The sequence below is a fragment of the Arthrobacter sp. SD76 genome (assembly GCF_049726125.1).
In the GTDB taxonomy this organism is placed as follows: Bacteria; Actinomycetota; Actinomycetes; order Actinomycetales; family Micrococcaceae; genus Arthrobacter; species Arthrobacter nitrophenolicus.
Genome location: NZ_JBNBLR010000001.1, coordinates 3,330,606 through 3,348,236 on the forward strand (window position 1 = coordinate 3,330,606; position 17,631 = coordinate 3,348,236).

Annotated in this window: 3 protein-coding genes, 3 rRNA genes and 4 pseudogenes; 2 read left to right on the top strand and 8 right to left on the bottom strand. The window is 62.0% G+C overall.

Annotated elements, in window-relative coordinates:
- The first annotated feature begins 114 nt into the window (after positions 1-114).
- Together ACPEE0_RS16095 and ACPEE0_RS16100 are read left to right on the top strand one after the other, a co-directional pair.
- Positions 115-1,843, top strand: a pseudogene (locus ACPEE0_RS16095) (glycoside hydrolase family 13 protein).
- Positions 1,844-1,845: 2 nt separating this feature from the next.
- Complete coding sequence (locus tag ACPEE0_RS16100) at positions 1,846-2,901, top strand: LacI family DNA-binding transcriptional regulator (RefSeq protein ID WP_424574854.1); 1,056 nt, start codon at positions 1,846-1,848, stop codon at positions 2,899-2,901.
- Here the strand turns inward: ACPEE0_RS16100 and ACPEE0_RS16105 are convergent.
- From ACPEE0_RS16105 to ACPEE0_RS16140, 8 genes and pseudogenes are all read right to left on the bottom strand, one after another.
- Positions 2,885-3,442 carry a GNAT family N-acetyltransferase gene (locus ACPEE0_RS16105; RefSeq protein ID WP_424574855.1) on the bottom strand — a complete coding sequence of 186 codons (558 nt, stop codon included), beginning with the start codon at positions 3,440-3,442 and terminating at the stop codon, positions 2,885-2,887. The two genes, ACPEE0_RS16100 and ACPEE0_RS16105, sit on opposite strands and share 17 nt — an antisense overlap.
- The gene (locus ACPEE0_RS16110) at positions 3,439-3,930 is read right to left on the bottom strand and encodes a hypothetical protein (protein WP_424574856.1); all 492 of its coding nucleotides are present in this window, start codon (positions 3,928-3,930) and stop codon (positions 3,439-3,441) included. Before ACPEE0_RS16110 ends, ACPEE0_RS16105 begins: the two co-directional genes overlap by 4 nt.
- A gap of 103 nt (positions 3,931-4,033) precedes the next feature.
- Positions 4,034-4,150 (bottom strand): 5S ribosomal RNA (rrf, locus tag ACPEE0_RS16115).
- Between the two features lie 177 nt (positions 4,151-4,327).
- Positions 4,328-7,466 (bottom strand): 23S ribosomal RNA (locus ACPEE0_RS16120).
- Between the two features lie 561 nt (positions 7,467-8,027).
- Positions 8,028-9,552, bottom strand: a 16S ribosomal RNA gene (locus ACPEE0_RS16125).
- The 16S, 23S and 5S rRNA genes sit together here, the layout of an rRNA operon.
- Positions 9,553-10,029: 477 nt before the next feature.
- Positions 10,030-13,744 (bottom strand): annotated as a pseudogene (locus ACPEE0_RS16130) (1,4-alpha-glucan branching enzyme).
- Between the two features lies 1 nt (position 13,745).
- Positions 13,746-15,541 (bottom strand): annotated as a pseudogene (treS, locus tag ACPEE0_RS16135) (maltose alpha-D-glucosyltransferase).
- Positions 15,538-17,579: pseudogene (locus tag ACPEE0_RS16140) on the bottom strand (alpha-1,4-glucan--maltose-1-phosphate maltosyltransferase). The pseudogenes treS and ACPEE0_RS16140 overlap by 4 nt, the downstream one beginning before the upstream one ends.
- Positions 17,580-17,631: the final 52 nt, after the last annotated feature.

Consider the following 17,631-nt stretch of genomic DNA (forward strand, 5'->3'; position numbering starts at 1 on the left):
CTTGCAAGCGCTTCCACTTGTGACCTGCAGAAACAAGATTATGGGAGCTGGTTCCATACGTCACCGTATGGAAGCGTTTTCATTTTTTGCTTTCACCTGTCTAAGCTGTCAATCATGTCTGTCGAAACTGTGACCCCCGGCACTTCACTCGATGCGGGCCCGCTGACGCTGATCCACGCTCCGGACGCCGTGCCGGGCTGGTGGCGCTCTGCCGTGATCTACCAGGTGTACCCGCGATCGTTCCGGGACTACAACGGCGATGGCATAGGCGACCTTGCCGGTATCACTGAGGAGCTCCCGCACCTGGCGGACCTCGGCGTGGACGCGGTCTGGCTCTCGCCCTTCTACCGCTCTCCGCAGCGCGATGCCGGCTACGACGTCAGCGACTATTGCGACGTGGATCCGATTTTCGGCACCCTCGGCGACTTTGACGTCATGATGGCCGAGTCCCACCGGCTGGGACTGCGGGTCATCGTGGACCTGTTCCCAACCATTGCTCCGACCAGCACGCCGCTTTCCAGGCTGCCCTGGCGGCGCCCGCCGGCAGCCCGGAGCGCGAGATGTTCATTTTCCGCGACGGCACCGGCCCCGGCGGCCACGAGCCGCCCAACAACTGGCATTCCCATTTCGGCGGGCCGGCCTGGACCCGGGTTGCCGGACCGGACGGCCAGCCGGACCAGTGGTACCTTCACCTCTTCGATTCGTCCCAGCCGGACTTCAACTGGGACAACCCCGCGGTGCACGCCGAGTTCGAACGAGTCCTCCGGTTCTGGCTGGACCGTGGCGTCTCCGGTTTCCGCGTTGACGTTGCCCACGCGCTCGTCAAGGCTCCCGGGCTGCCGGCCTGGGCGGACGTGCGGACGGCGGGAGCAGCGACGGGTTCCCAGGCCACGAGGCACCCATGTTCGGCCAGCCCGCTGTCCATGACATCTACCGCTACTGGCGGCGGATCCTGGACGAGTACGGACCGGACCGGATCCTGTGCGCCGAGGCCAGCGTGGACCTGCACCGGTTGGCCCACTGGGTCCGCCCGGACGAAATGCACCAGGCATTCAACTTTCCGTACCTCCACGCAGGCCTGGACCCATACCGGCTGCGCTCGGTGGTCACGGATTCCCTGACGGTCCTGGACGGGGTGGGCGCACCCAGCACGTGGGTGCTGTCCAACCACGACGTCGTCCGGCACGCCACCCGCTTTGGCTATAACGGGCTTGGCCCGCGTGACGGCGACGGCATTGGCCCGGCGGACCCCCAGCCGGACCATGACCTCGGCAGGCGCCGTGCAGCCGCCGCTTCGCTGTTCATGCTGGGCCTGCCCGGCGCCGCCTACCTGTACCAGGGGGAGGAGCTTGGGCTGCCCGACGGCGTCGACATCCCCGAGCACCAACGGCAGGACCCCACGTTCGCGCGGACCGGCGGGGAGCGCCTGGGCCGTGACGGATGCCGCGTTCCACTCCCCTGGCGTGCTGCGGACAAGCATCTCGGCTTTGGTGCCGGAGACACCCCTTGGCTGCCGTTTCCGCCGTCGTTCCCGGCCTTGGCGCGGGACGTCCAGGCCGCTTCGCCGTCGTCGCACCTCTCGCTGTACCGGAACATCCTTCGGATCCGCCGCGACCTGAACCTGGGCCGGGGCTCACTCGCCTGGGCGGAGGACTGGTGCACCGGCTCCTCATTGGCGTACGTGAACGGCACTACGCTGGTGCTTATGAACCTCAACCACGAGCCCCTGGAAATGCCCGCCGGGCAGGTCATCGTCCGCAGCCTTCCCTCGCAGTCCGGCACGCACCTCGCCTCGGGCGAGACTGCCTGGATCCAGCTTGGACCCGGCCCCTCAGCAAACTGAGCATGGCGGGCATCAAGGAGGTAGCAGCCAAGGCGGGCCTGTCCGTGGCCACCGTGTCCCGGGCGTTGAGCGGGAAGACCAACGTGTCGGCGCGGGCCCGCCGGCTCGCCCAGGAGGCTGCGCAGGAGCTGGGCTTTGTCCCCTCTTACCACGCTTCCAGCCTCGCTTCGGGGCGCAACCACAACATCGGGCTTGTGGTGCCGCACGTGCACCGGTGGTACTTCTCCTCGGTATTGGAAGGCGTCTCTGAGACACTGCTGGACGCCGGTTACGACCTGACGCTGTACAACGTGGGCGAGCAGCCTGAACGGCGCAGCAGCGTGCTCAACGACTTCCTCCTGCGGAAGCGACTGGACGCTGTAATTGCGGTTGCATTGGTGCTCAGCGAAGAGGAGATCCGGCAACTGCTGGCCGTTCACCGGCCGATTGTGGGCATCGGTGGTGCGCTGCCGGGTGCTTCCACCATCCGCATCGACGATGAGCGGCTGGCACGGGAGGCGACGGACCACCTTATCCGGCTTGGCCACACCCGGATAGCGCACATGACAGGCGACGCCGAACTCGACCGCGACTTCAAGCTGCCCGGAATCCGCCGCAGCGGCTTTGAGAAGGCGATGGCAGCTGCCGGCCTGCCGCTGCGCCAGGAATGGCTGGTACCGGCCGATTTCACCATCCAGGGAGCCTACGCGGGTGCCCGCCGCCTGCTGGGGACAGCAGCGGAGCGGCCCACTGCCGTTTTCGCTGCTTCGGATGAGATGGCTGTTGGCATCATCCTCGCTGCACGCGACTTTGGCCTGCAGGTTCCGCACGATCTTTCCGTGCTGGGCATGGACGGGCACGAGCTTGGTGAGACGTTCGGGCTAACCACCATCAGCCAGGACCCGCGGGGGCAGGGCCGCCTGGCCGCCCGTACCGCTCTTGGCTTGCTGGGCGACGGCAGGGGGAAGTCCGACGGCGGTGCTACCCACAGTGCCACCGACCACGAATACCCGACGGACTTCATCATCAGGACGAGCACAGCTGTCCCGCCTGTGCAGGCCTCTACCCGTACGGCTTAGCTGCGCCGCCATCAGCTGCCGGCTTGAGCTGCAGTTCCATCACCAGTTCCCGGGCTGCCGGATCCAAAGGGTAGGGCTCCCGCCTTCCTGTGTCCCTGAAGCCATGGCGCAGGTAGAAGCGCTGGGCACGCACGTTGTCCTCATGCACTCCAAGCTCCAGCAAGTCCGCCTGCAGTTCATCCCTGGCTGCGGCAATGCACCGGCGCAGCATTGAGTCAGCCAGTCCGGTGCCTCGCTGCCGGCCTGCCACGAAGACGCTAAGCAGTATCGCCTGGCGGGGCCGTTGCAGGTCCTGGGGTTTCCTTAGTGCCACCCACATCAGCGCCTCAAGGCGGCCACTGCCCGGAGCGTCTCCGGCAACGAAGGTAACGTTTCCCGGGCTGACCATGTTGGCGGTGCGTGCCTGCCACTGCCCGTCGGTCTGGCGTGACGCCGATTCGAGCGGCTCAACATATGCCGTAGGTGTGTCTGCGAGCATTTCCAGGCGAATATCCCGGTAGTGCGCCCAGTCCCCTTGTTCCAGTCGACGGATTTTGGTCATTCAGCGCCCATGAAGCGTGCATACCTCGTCAGGATTTCCGGCCAGGCGTCCGCGTTTTCAGCACGGACTGCAGCAGGGTCCTCAGCGCCTTCCCAGCCGTCGTGGAATACGCGTACCTCCGTTCCCTGTTCCACCGTTTTGAACACAACGAGGAGCTCTGTGGACCACAGGGCAGTGGTGCCTGGATGCCAGGAGGCATGAAAGGAAAATGGCGGCTGCCAGTCATCAAGTGTTCCCCAGATGCTTGTTCGGCCGTCGTCAGCCGTCTCGAGGATGAGGTTCTCTTCAAACTCAACGTACGAGTCAGCCCCATAAACACCATGGGCTTCAAGCGGCCACCACAAGTGTGTATGGTCCGTGAAGCCGGCAAAGGCGTGGGCTATGGTCCCCGGTACCACGACGGTGTTCACGACGGGCTCGAGCGGATCCGATGCGGGCTGCGGGTCGGCTTCCCAGGAATCCTGGCCATGGCTGAAGAGGCTGTTCATGGTGATCAACTCTACCGGGGTGGCCCTGGGTGTCGGTGCCGGGGTGTGTGGTGGTTAAGTCGTAGGGCCCTGACATTCGCTGTCAGGGCCCTACTAATGTTATGTCCGGCGGTGTCCTACTCTCCCACACCCTCCCGGGTGCAGTACCATCGGCGCTGTGGGTCTTAGCTTCCGGGTTCGGAATGGGACCGGGCGTTTCCCCCACGCTATGACCGCCGTAACCCTTTGACCCGTCACCACCGGTGACGGTGGTGTGGGAAATCTTTTGTGGTTACAACGTGCTCCGGTTAGGGAGCTGTGGTGTTGTATTCAATTATTGGTTGGTTCCTTCAACCTGTAACCCTGTGAGGGGTTGTTGGTTGGGAACCACATAGTGGACGCAAGCAGTGTTTTGTTTGTGGTGTAAGTTGTTGGCCTATTAGTACCGGTCAGCTTCACGAGTCGTTAGTCCTCGCTTCCACATCCGGCCTATCAACCCAGTGGTCTGGCTGGGGGCCTCTCACACCCGAGGGTGTATGGAAATCTCATCTTGAAGCGAGCTTCCCGCTTAGATGCTTTCAGCGGTTATCCCATCCGAACGTAGCTAATCAGCGGTGCACTTGGCAGTACAACTGACACACCAGAGGTTCGTCCGTCCCGGTCCTCTCGTACTAAGGACAGCCCTTCTCAAATTTCCTGCGCGCGCAGCGGATAGGGACCGAACTGTCTCACGACGTTCTAAACCCAGCTCGCGTACCGCTTTAATGGGCGAACAGCCCAACCCTTGGGACCTACTCCAGCCCCAGGATGCGACGAGCCGACATCGAGGTGCCAAACCATGCCGTCGATATGGACTCTTGGGCAAGATCAGCCTGTTATCCCCGAGGTACCTTTTATCCGTTGAGCGACGGCCATTCCACAATGTACCGCCGGATCACTAGTCCCGACTTTCGTCCCTGCTCGAGATGTCTCTCTCACAGTCAAGCTCCCTTGTGCACTTACACTCGACACCTGATTGCCAACCAGGCTGAGGGAACCTTTGGGCGCCTCCGTTACTTTTTAGGAGGCAACCGCCCCAGTTAAACTACCCATCAGGCACTGTCCCTGACCCGGATTACGGGCCGAAGTTAGATGTCCAAAGTGACCAGAGTGGTATTTCAACGATGACTCCACCCGAACTGGCGTCCGGGCTTCAACGTCTCCCACCTATCCTACACAAGCCACTCCGAACACCAATACCAAACTATAGTAAAGGTCTCGGGGTCTTTCCGTCCTGCTGCGCGTAACGAGCATCTTTACTCGTACTGCAATTTCGCCGAGTTTATGGTTGAGACAGCGGGGAAGTCGTTACTCCATTCGTGCAGGTCGGAACTTACCCGACAAGGAATTTCGCTACCTTAGGATGGTTATAGTTACCACCGCCGTTTACTGGGGCTTAAATTCTCAGCTTCGCCTTGCGGCTAACCGGTCCTGTTTAACCTTCCAGCACCGGGCAGGAGTCAGTCCGTATACATCGTCTTGCGACTTCGCACGGACCTGTGTTTTTAGTAAACAGTCGCTTCCCCCTGGTCTCTGCGGCCCCGATCCCCTCCCGGACGCATGGTCCGTTCAAGGTTGGGGCCCCCCTTCTCCCGAAGTTACGGGGGCATTTTGCCGAGTTCCTAACCATAATTCTCTCGATCGCCTTAGTATTCTCTACCTGATCACCTGTGTCGGTTTGGGGTACGGGCGGCTAAAACCTCGCGTCGATGCTTTTCTCGGCAGCATAGGATCACCAAATCCCCCCAAACGGGGGTCCCATCAGATCTCAGGCACTATGAGTGGCGGATTTGCCTACCACTCGCCCTACATCCTTAGACCGGGACAACCATCGCCCGGCTCGGCTACCTTCCTGCGTCACACCTGTTAATACGCTTGCCTCCCAGGATCAGGTCCTGCGCTCCACCAAAACCCTTCACCCACAAGGGGTGTCGGGCAGGTCTCGGGCAGTTAGTATCCCCTGTTCAACATGGGCGGTTTTTCGCCGGTACGGGAATATCAACCCGTTGTCCATCGACTACGCCTGTCGGCCTCGCCTTAGGTCCCGACTTACCCAGGGCAGATTAGCTTGACCCTGGAACCCTTGATCATCCGGCGGACGGGTTTCTCACCCGTCTTTCGCTACTCATGCCTGCATTCTCACTCGTGTAGGCTCCACCGCTGGTTTCCACCGCGACTTCACTGCCCACACGACGCTCCCCTACCCATCCACACTCCTGAACCACAAAGGCTTAGAACACGTGTGAATGCCACAACTTCGGCGGTGTACTTGAGCCCCGCTACATTGTCGGCGCGGAATCACTTGACCAGTGAGCTATTACGCACTCTTTAAGGATGGCTGCTTCTAAGCCAACCTCCTGGTTGTCTGAGCAACTCCACATCCTTTCCCACTTAGCACACGCTTAGGGGCCTTAGTTGGTGGTCTGGGCTGTTTCCCTCTCGACTATGAAGCTTATCCCCCACAGTCTCACTGCTGCGCTCTCACTTACCGGCATTCGGAGTTTGGCTGACGTCAGTAACCTTGTAGGCCCATTAGCCATCCAGTAGCTCTACCTCCAGCAAGAAACACGCAACGCTGCACCTAAATGCATTTCGGGGAGAACCAGCTATCACGAAGTTTGATTGGCCTTTCACCCCTACCCACAGCTCATCCCCTCCATTTTCAACTGAAGTGGGTTCGGTCCTCCACGACGTCTTACCGTCGCTTCAACCTGGCCATGGGTAGATCACTTCGCTTCGGGTCTAGATCACGCCACTCACACGCCCTATTCAGACTCGCTTTCGCTACGGCTGCCCCACACGGGTTAACCTCGCGACGTAACACTAACTCGCAGGCTCATTCTTCAAAAGGCACGCCGTCACAGTTACTATGCGATTACTCGCGACTGCTCCGACGGATTGTAAGCACACGGTTTCAGGTACTGTTTCACTCCCCTCCCGGGGTACTTTTCACCTTTCCCTCACGGTACTGGTCCGCTATCGGTCATTAGGGAGTATTTAGGCTTATCAGGTGGTCCTGACAGATTCGCACGGGATTTCTCGGGCCCCGTACTACTTGGGATACTCTCACAGGCGGCACAAACGCATTACGGTTACGGGACTAACACCCTCTCTGGCCGGCCTTTCAAAACCGTTCACCTATGCGCGCACATCACACCCCACCAGCCCGGCAGAACTGGTATGGAAAGTCCCACAACCCCGACCATGCAACGCCCGCCGGCTATCACACATGGAACGGTTTAGCCTGATCCGCGTTCGCTCGCCACTACTAACGGAATCACTATTGTTTTCTCTTCCTGCGGGTACTGAGATGTTTCACTTCCCCGCGTTCCCTCCACGCACCCTATGTGTTCAGGTACGGGTCACCAAGTCACTCGCGCGCTTGGCGGGGTTTCCCCATTCGGACACCCTGGGATCACAGTCCGGTTATCGACTCCCCCAGGCTTATCGCAGATTCCTACGTCCTTCTTCGGCTCCTAATGCCAAGGCATCCACCGTGTGCTCTTAAAAACTTGACCACAAAAGATCAACAACAAAAACACTCGAGAGAACCACAGAAACCGTCCACACCCCATCAACCCCCGAAAGAGTCTCAAACAATGCGGCCAGATCCAGGTTCCAATTCTTGGAAATTGCTTATCCACGAAAAACCCCAAAGGGCTCCTCATGGAAGATGCTCGCGTCCACTATGTAGTTCTCAAACAACAACCCCACACCACACACCCCACACACCAACCCCCCACAAAAAGAGAGGCCAACAGCGCATGAAACGACGTGGCAGGGAAACCAGAAACAAACAAACCCCGGGGAACCAAACCCCCCGGCCCTGTTGCCTCAGGACCCAACAGTGTGCCAAACACTACCCGCCAGCAACCAGACCACCAGCGTTCCAGGACACACACCCCAAAAGGAGGAGTGCGTCCGTACTAGCAAAACGGTCCGTGCCACCAGGCACCTATTCGTTGATATTCCACCCATGAGCACCCGCCGCAGAACTAGCGTCTGCGCAACGGGCGTACTCCTGACAACACCACACCCCGCCATACAGCAGAGAATGATAATTGTGAGGCGCTCCTTAGAAAGGAGGTGATCCAGCCGCACCTTCCGGTACGGCTACCTTGTTACGACTTAGTCCCAATCGCCAGTCCCACCTTCGACGGCTCCCTCCCACAAGGGGTTAGGCCACCGGCTTCGGGTGTTACCAACTTTCGTGACTTGACGGGCGGTGTGTACAAGGCCCGGGAACGTATTCACCGCAGCGTTGCTGATCTGCGATTACTAGCGACTCCGACTTCATGGGGTCGAGTTGCAGACCCCAATCCGAACTGAGACCGGCTTTTTGGGATTAGCTCCACCTCACAGTATCGCAACCCTTTGTACCGGCCATTGTAGCATGCGTGAAGCCCAAGACATAAGGGGCATGATGATTTGACGTCGTCCCCACCTTCCTCCGAGTTGACCCCGGCAGTCTCCTATGAGTCCCCACCATCACGTGCTGGCAACATAGAACGAGGGTTGCGCTCGTTGCGGGACTTAACCCAACATCTCACGACACGAGCTGACGACAACCATGCACCACCTGTAAACCAGCCCCAAAGGGGAAACCACATTTCTGCGGCGGTCCGGTCCATGTCAAGCCTTGGTAAGGTTCTTCGCGTTGCATCGAATTAATCCGCATGCTCCGCCGCTTGTGCGGGCCCCCGTCAATTCCTTTGAGTTTTAGCCTTGCGGCCGTACTCCCCAGGCGGGGCACTTAATGCGTTAGCTACGGCGCGGAAAACGTGGAATGTCCCCCACACCTAGTGCCCAACGTTTACGGCATGGACTACCAGGGTATCTAATCCTGTTCGCTCCCCATGCTTTCGCTCCTCAGCGTCAGTTAATGCCCAGAGACCTGCCTTCGCCATCGGTGTTCCTCCTGATATCTGCGCATTTCACCGCTACACCAGGAATTCCAGTCTCCCCTACATCACTCTAGTCTGCCCGTACCCACCGCAGATCCGGAGTTGAGCCCCGGACTTTCACGGCAGACGCGACAAACCGCCTACGAGCTCTTTACGCCCAATAATTCCGGATAACGCTTGCGCCCTACGTATTACCGCGGCTGCTGGCACGTAGTTAGCCGGCGCTTCTTCTGCAGGTACCGTCACTTTCGCTTCTTCCCTACTGAAAGAGGTTTACAACCCGAAGGCCGTCATCCCTCACGCGGCGTCGCTGCATCAGGCTTGCGCCCATTGTGCAATATTCCCCACTGCTGCCTCCCGTAGGAGTCTGGGCCGTGTCTCAGTCCCAGTGTGGCCGGTCACCCTCTCAGGCCGGCTACCCGTCGTCGCCTTGGTAAGCCATTACCTCACCAACAAGCTGATAGGCCGCGAGTCCATCCAAAACCACAAAAGCTTTCCACCAACCACCATGCGATGGAAGGTCATATCCGGTATTAGACCCAGTTTCCCAGGCTTATCCCAGAGTCAAGGGCAGGTTACTCACGTGTTACTCACCCGTTCGCCACTAATCACCGGTGCAAGCACCGGATCATCGTTCGACTTGCATGTGTTAAGCACGCCGCCAGCGTTCATCCTGAGCCAGGATCAAACTCTCCGTTGAAGAAAAACAAAAACAGACACAACCAAAACCAGTGGAAATAACACCAGCAAAGGCTGCACAAAATTTGAAACCAGCTGTAAAACCAAACCAATGCCACAGGGGCGGCACGATCCGGCAATTCAACCAATCACATTACATAATCGGTATCAACAAACTTGGCACACTATTGAGTTCTCAAACAACAGACACACCCGACACCACCCAAACCAACATTCAGGATCGCTCCGGAGCAACTTTTCAAACTTACCGGCTGGCTTCACTCTTGTCAAACCGGCGGCCGCGACCTTCATCAGCGTGAAGCTTTTTGGTCGGGTTTTCCGGCTGACTCTGTGGACCAGCGCGGAAATAAACTCTACCACCACTCGGCCGCGATGGCCAACTCCCCCGGGAGCCGGTTCCCACCACGGACGCGTGGCGGCATGGAAAAGCCCGGAATCACAAGGATCCCGGGCCGTTCCATGCGGGTCACACCGCAGGCTAGGCGGTGGCCCCACTTCCCGTTACCTTCGGTGCAGCCGCACCAGGCTTGAAGTAGGCGGCGCCGAGCGGAGGCAGGGTGACCGTCAACGCGGCGGGCTGGCCGTCCTGGCCTTCGTCAATGGCCTTGAGTCCTTCCTTGTTCAGGACACCGGAACCGCCATAGGTCTCGTGGTCCGTGTTGAGGACTTCCGTCCACGGCCCCGCCGTCGGTACGCCCAGCGTGTAGCCGACATGCGGACCGCCGGAGAAGTTGATGGCGCACACCAGCGGGTTGCCGTCCTTGTCCCAGCGGATGAAGGACAGGACATTGTGGTCTGCGTCGCCGCCGTTGATCCACTGGAAACCGCCAGGCTCGTTGTCCCGGGTGTAGAGCGCCGGTGTGGTCTTGTACAGCTCGTTCAAGTCCTTGGTAAGAAGCTGCAGGCCCTTGTGCGCGGGGATGTCGGCGAGCCACCAGTCGAGCCCGTGCTGCTCGGACCATTCCGCTTCCTGGCCGAATTCGGTGCCCATGAAGATCAGCTGCTTGCCGGGGTGCGCCCACTGGTAGCCCAGGAAAGCGCGCAGGTTGGCGAGCTGCTGCCAGCGGTCGCCCGGCATCTTGCGCAGCATGGATCCCTTGCCGTGCACAACCTCATCGTGGCTGATGGGCAGCAGGAAGTTTTCCGTGAACGCGTACACCATGGAGAACGTGACGGTGCCGTGGTGCCATTTGCGGTTGATGGGATCTTCGGAGGCGTACTTGAGGGAGTCGTGCATCCAGCCCATGTTCCATTTGAGTCCGAAGCCCAGCCCGCCGTGACTGGTGGGGGCGGTTACCCCCGGGAACGCTGTTGATTCCTCCGCGATCATCACCGCACCCGGGTGCGTCTTGTAGACGGTGGCGTTGACTTCCTGCAGGAAGGAGATGGCCTCCAGGTTTTCCCGTCCGCCGAAGCGGTTGGGCTGCCACTGGCCGTCCTGACGGGAGTAGTCCAGGTAGAGCATGGAGGCAACCGCATCCACGCGCAGGCCGTCGATGTGGAACTCGTCGAGCCAGTAGAGGGCGTTGGCCACAAGGAAGTTGCGTACCTCGGTGCGGCCAAAGTCGAAGATCAGGGTGCCCCAGTCCGGGTGCTCGCCAAGGTTGGGGTCTGCGTGTTCGTAGAGCGGCTCGCCGTCGAACTGGGCAAGGGCCCAGGCATCCTTTGGGAAGTGGGCAGGGACCCAGTCCAGCAGCACACCGATGCCGGCCTGGTGGAGGGTGTCCACCAGGTACCGGAATTCATCGGGGTGCCCAAAGCGGGACGTCGGTGCGAAGTAGGAGGTGACCTGGTAGCCCCAGGAGCCGCCGAACGGGTGCTCCGCCACCGGCATGAACTCCACGTGGGTGAACCCCAGCCACTTGACGTAGTCCACCAGTTCCTTGGCGAGCTCGCGGTAGCCCAGTCCCAGCCGCCAGGAGCCGAGGTGTACTTCGTAGACGCTCATCGGGGAATTGTGCGGGTCCCGCTGGGCGCGGGCTTCCATCCACTCGTCGTCCTTGAAGGCGTAGGAGGATTCCACCACCCTCGAAGCCGTCAGCGGCGGCACCTCGGTACCGAACGCAAGGGGATCGGCCTTCTCCACCCAGTGACCAGCCTTGGTCCGGATTTCGAACTTGTAGCACGCGCCTGCCGGGACGCCGGGGATGAAGAGTTCCCACACCCCGGAGGAGCCAAGGGAGCGGAGGGAGTGTTCGCGTCCGTCCCAGGCATTGAAATCACCCTTGACCCGCACAGCCTGCGCGTTGGGAGCCCAGACGGCGAAGGAAACGCCGTCCACGTCACCCAGCGGGGACTTGTAGTGCTGGGCGTGGGCGCCCAGCACCTCCCAGAGCTTTTCGTGCCGGCCCTCGCCGATCAGGTGCAGGTCCACCTCGCCGACGGTGGGCAGGTACCGGTACGGTTCGTCCACCGTTACCGGCTCAGCCCCGGGGTAGGTGACCGACAGCCGGTAATCGGGCACATGTCCGTGCTGCAGCGGTTCCAGGACGGCAACCCAAACGCCGTGCGACTCGTGCTGCATGGGAGTTTCGCCTGCGGAGGTGATGACGCTGACGGCTTCGGCGAGGTGCTTCACCGTGCGGATAGTGACGTGCCCGTAGTCGTCCAGGTGCGCGCCCAGGACCGAGTGCGGGGCGTGGTGTTCACCGTTTGCGATCCTGCCCAAGGTGCCGTCGTCCACCTGCAGCGGTGCGCCCGGGCGGTCAGTTCGTGCTGAGCCTGTCATTTCGTTACCTTCCGATGCTGCCCCGGCATGGTCGCCGGCGCTGTTACCGCTAAGGAGCCGCCTGGAGGCGTTCACCGGGATCGCCAGCCAGTCGGGCCTGTTACGCATTTCATAAACTACTTCGTACAGTGCCTTGTCCAGCCACAATGCCACAAAGAGGGGCGCCTTCCGGTCCACGGTTCCCGGCGTGACACTGGCGTAGCCTTCCAGGAAAGCGTCTGCGCAGTCGTCCACCCACGTGGCGGGCACCTGGGCGCCTTCCTGTTCGCGCTGGGCGGCACCCGCCGCGTAGTCGAAGGACCGGAGCATTCCGACGACGTCGCGCAGCGGAACATCGGGAACGTTCCGTTCGGCGATGGGCCGGAGGGGCTCACCTTCAAAATCGAGGATTGCCCAGCGGGCAGGGCCGTCCTGCGCCGGGACCTGCAGGATCTGGCCCAGGTGGAGGTCGCCGTGGATCCGCTGCAGCGGCCCGGTGGGCACGCCGTCGAGGCCTTGCAGCAGCGCTTCCAGTTCTTTGTCATCAGGGCCCGACGGCGGGACCGGCTTCCGCCCATGCCTGCCGGACGCGCTGGGCTACTCCCGGTCCGATCACCTTGCCCGGTTCGCTTTCGGCGGACTGTCCCAGCGCTTCGGCAAGGCGCCGGTGCACTGTTGCGGTGGCGGCGCCGAGGGCCCGCGCTTCTGCCGTGAAATCGGCTCCGGAACGGGCGGCATCCACGGCGAGGCGCCATGCATCCCTGCCGCCGGCCAGGAATTCGTGTGCCACGGCCAACTCGCCCTGGACCTGGCGGTTCCCCTTGCCGTTGGGCGCGGTCCTGCCCGAGGCCAGCCACTCGCCCCGCACCCAACCGAGGGTGGCGGGCACTTCGGACGTCCCGGCCGAGGTCAGGGCCGACCCCACCTCAACTTCGGGGTTCGCGCCCTCGGACAACACGCGGAAGAACTTCACGATCGCGGCCGATTCGCCGTCGTCCACAATGACTGAACTGTTGGACTGCTCGCCGGACAGGACCTTCACCACACCGCGCGCGGTGGGCAGCCGGTAGCTCCCGGGGACCTTGAAGCCCGCTGCCGTGCCGCTGGCAGCCTTCTCCTCATTCCGGATCAGCTCCAGCCAGCTGCCCACGAAGTCGGGATCATGGACGGCGTCGTAGACCCAGGGCCGGGACGGATCCGTCCCGGCGGCTTCGCCGACGAGCGCGCGTTCCATTCCTGCCGCGGGTGCCGGCCGGAAGCTCAGCGGAACCTGGACCACGGCAGTCCGCCTGGCGCCGTCGGGCCCCTGCGTGCTGACATTCAGCAGGAACACGGACAGAGCTGCGTGCCTGGCCGGGTCTTCAAGCCCCAGGCTCCCGGCCTGGGACATTTCGAAGTCCGGCGACTTGATGGGAAACCAGCGTTGCTTCGGGAGCCATTCCTGGAGCAGCGCGGTCAGGGCGGGCGTGAGAATAGGCTGGTTCATGTCACTCCTCTATCGACAGGATGGGCATGGCCTGGGTGTACGGCGACGACGGGTTGGATGCCGCCGACCGGACGCGCAGCCAGAAGAAATCGTGGCTGCCCAGGGTCAGCGTCAGCGTGCCGTCGTCATTGATTCCGGGGAACACCTGTCCCCCGAAGACATCCCGCAGTCCGCGGCCGGCGTACTCCGGTACCCGCAGCCGGGCTGCCACGGGGTGCTGCGAAAGATTGAAGGCGCACAGGATGGTTTCGCCGTCCATACCCGCGGGGTTGCCGTAGGGCAGTTCACGCAGGTAGGCAAGGACGGCGTCGTGGTCGGCCTCCAGGTGTTTGTAGCCGCCCAGTCCGAACGCGGGATGGTTCTTGCGGACGCTCAGGATCTGCCGGGTCCACCGGAGCAGGGAGCCGGAGTGGGCGGCCTCGGCCTCCACGTTCGCCATGCTGTAGTTGTACACCAGCGACTGGATGGGAGGCAGGTAGAGCTTGCCCGGGTCCGCATGGGAGAAACCGGCGTTCCGGTCGGGGTTCCACTGCATGGGGGTGCGCACGGCGTCCCGGTCTTCGAGCCAGATGTTGTCGCCCATGCCGATTTCGTCGCCGTAGTACAGGAACGGGCTGCCTGGCAGGGACAGGAGCAGCGCGTTGATCAGTTCGATCTCGGCACGCGAGTTGTCCAGCAGCGGCGCCAGCCGGCGCCGGATGCCGATGTTGGCCCGCATCCGCGGATCGGGGGCGTACCAGCCGAGCATGGCCGCGCGTTCGTCCGCGGTGACCATTTCGAGGGTCAACTCGTCATGGTTGCGAAGGAAGGTGCCCCACTGCGCGCCCTCCGGAATGTCCGGGGTGTCCTTCATGGTCTCAATGATGGGCGCTGCCTTCTGGTCCCGGAGCGCGTAGTAGAGCCGCGGCATGATCGGGAAGTGGAAGGCCATGTGGCACTCCGGTTCCGCTTCCGTGCCAAAGTACTCCACCACTTCGTTGGGCGGCTGGTTGGCCTCGGCGATAATCACCCGGCCGGGGTAGCTTTCGTCCACCATGGCCCGCAGTTTGCGGAGGAACTCGTGGGTGGCCGGCAGGTTCTCGCAGTTTGTCCCTTCCTCCTCGTACAGGTACGGGATGGCGTCGGCCCGGAAACCGTCGATGCCCTGGTCCAGCCAGAACCGCACCACATCGAAGAGCGCTTCGATCACCTTGGGGTTTTCGAAGTTCAGGTCCGGCTGGTGGCTGAAGAACCGGTGCCAGAAGAACTGCCGCCTGATGGGGTCGAACGTCCAGTTCGACTCCTCGGTGTCCACGAAGATGATGCGGGCGTCCTGGTACTTCTCGTCCGTGTCGCTCCAGACGTAGAAGTCACCATAGGGCCCGTCAGGGTCCTTGCGGGATTCCTGGAACAGGGGTGCTGGTCCGAGGTGTGGTTCAGCGGCAGGTCGATGATCACGCGCACGCCCCGGGCATGCGCCTCGGCCACCAGGCGCTTGAAGTCGCTGATGGTGCCGAACTCGTCCAGCACGGAGTTGTAGTCGGAGATGTCGTAGCCGCCGTCCCGCAGCGGCGACTGGAAGAAGGGCGGCAGCCAGAGGCAGTCCACGCCAAGCCACTGCAGGTAGTCCAACCGGTCGATCAGGCCGGAGAAGTCTCCGGACCCGTCGCCGTTGGCATCCGCGAAAGCCCGGACCAGTACTTCGTAGAACACGGCCTTCCGGTACCACAGCGGATCATGCTGGAGGCCCGGGGCGTTGAGCTCGAATGTGCTCTTGGGGGTGAAGTGCTGGCCCGAACTTTGCGGAGTAAAACTCACTGATGCATTCTCCTCACGCTGAGGATGTGTGCGGGCTCAACGTGCGGGTCCAGGCGCACGTAGTTGTACTCGCCCCACTCCCAGCTTTCGCCGGAGATGAGGTCGTCCACGTAGAACCCGCCGTTGGCGGTCAGGTCCTGCGGGTCCAGTTCAAGTGCGGCGAGGTCCAGGGTCACGGTGCATTCCTTGGTGACGTGCGGGTCCACGTTGACCACCACGATGAGGGTGTCCTTGGAACCGTCAGGCAAGGTCTTGTGCTTGGAGTACACCACCGTGGAAGCGTCCGTGCTCTGGTGGACCGTAAGGTTCTGCAGGTCCTGGAGCGCAGGATGGTCCCGGCGCAGGTGGTTCAGCCGGGTGATGAACGGTGCCAGGGTGCGCCCGGATTCGGCTGCCGCATTCCAGTCGCGTGCCTTGTATTCGAACTTCTCGTTGTCGATGTACTCCTCGGCACCCGGCCGGGCAACGTGCTCATACAGCTCGTAGCCGGCGTAGACTCCCCACAGCGGGCTGGCCGTTGCGGCCAGCACTGCCCTGATCCGGAATGCCGGCGGGCCACCGAACTGGAGGTAGGGGGTGAGGATGTCCGGGGTGTTGACGAAGAAGTTGGGCCGGAAGAACGCCGGCGACTCGTGGCTCACCTCCTGGAAGTAGTCCTCGATCTCCTTCTTGGTGTTGCGCCAGGTGAAGTAGGTGTAGGACTGCTGGAAGCCGGCCCGGCCCAGGGCGTGCATCATCGCGGGCCGGGTGAACGCCTCGGCGAGGAACACCACTCCCGGCACTGCTTTATTGACTTCGGCAATGAGCCACTCCCAGAACCAAACAGGTTTGGTGTGCGGGTTATCTACCCGGAAAATCTTTACGCCGTGGCTGACCCAGAGCAGGACAATCCGCAGAATTTCATTGGAAAGACCCTCAGGATCATTATCGAAATTCAGCGGATAAATGTCCTGATACTTCTTGGGCGGATTTTCGGCGTAGGCAATACTGCCGTCAACGCGGGTGGTGAACCATTCCGGGTGCGACGTCACCCAGGGGTGGTCCGGGGCGGCCTGCAGGGCAAGGTCCAGGGCAACTTCCAGGCCCAGCTCATTGGCCCTGGCCACGAAAGCGTCAAAGTCCTCGAAGGTGCCGAGGTCGGGGTGGATGGCGTCGTGCCCGCCTTCCTCGGAACCAATGGCCCAAGGCGAACCGGGGTCATGGGGGCCGGCAACAGGGTGTTGTTGGGCCCCTTGCGGTGCTTCACGCCGATGGGATGGATGGGCGGCATGTACAGGACGTCGAAGCCCATGGCCGCAACGGCGTCCAGCCGCCTCGCTGCAGTCCGGAAGTTTCCGGAGGTCCAGATGCCGGTGGAGTGGTCCTTGACCGCGCCTTCAGAACGGGGGAAGAACTCGTACCAGGCACCGCGGCCGGCACGGTCACGCTCAACGTTGAGCGGGAACTTCTCCGAAACGGTCACCAGCTCACGGATGGGCTGGCGGGCGACAATGTCAGCCACTCCTTGACTGAAGCCGGCGGCGAGGCGGTCCTCCGGGCTCAGCGACTGGTCCGCCAGCCTCTCGGCCACCCAGCGCAACGTGGCCCTGTCCGCCTCGTTCCGCGAGTCGTCGTCGGACGCTTCGGACAGCAGCGCAGCGCCTTCGGCGAGCATCAGTTCAACATCGATCCCGGCAGCGATCTTGACCTCGGCGTTGTGGTGCCAGGTGCCATAGCGGTCATGCCAGGCTTCAATCACAAAGGACCAGTGCCCGGTTTCCGACGGCGTGAGGATGCCCTCCCAGCGGTCGGTTCCCATGCCGCGTTCCCCGCGCGGCGGCGCGAGCCGGACGCGCTGGCGCTCAGCGCCCGACGGGTCCAGCAGGACTGCGCTTACGCCGAGCTGGTCGTGGCCTTCCCTGAAACAGGTGGCACCCACAACGATTCCTTCGCCCGGCAAGGCCTTGGCCGGGAACTTTCCACCCTCGACGACGGGCTGCACGGCCGTGATCGGAAAACGTCCGAACCGCAGTCCCTCCGTGATGGATCCCCTTGGCATTTTCTCTGTTACGGCACTGGTTCCTGAGTTAGTCGTCACAGGCTCGACGTTA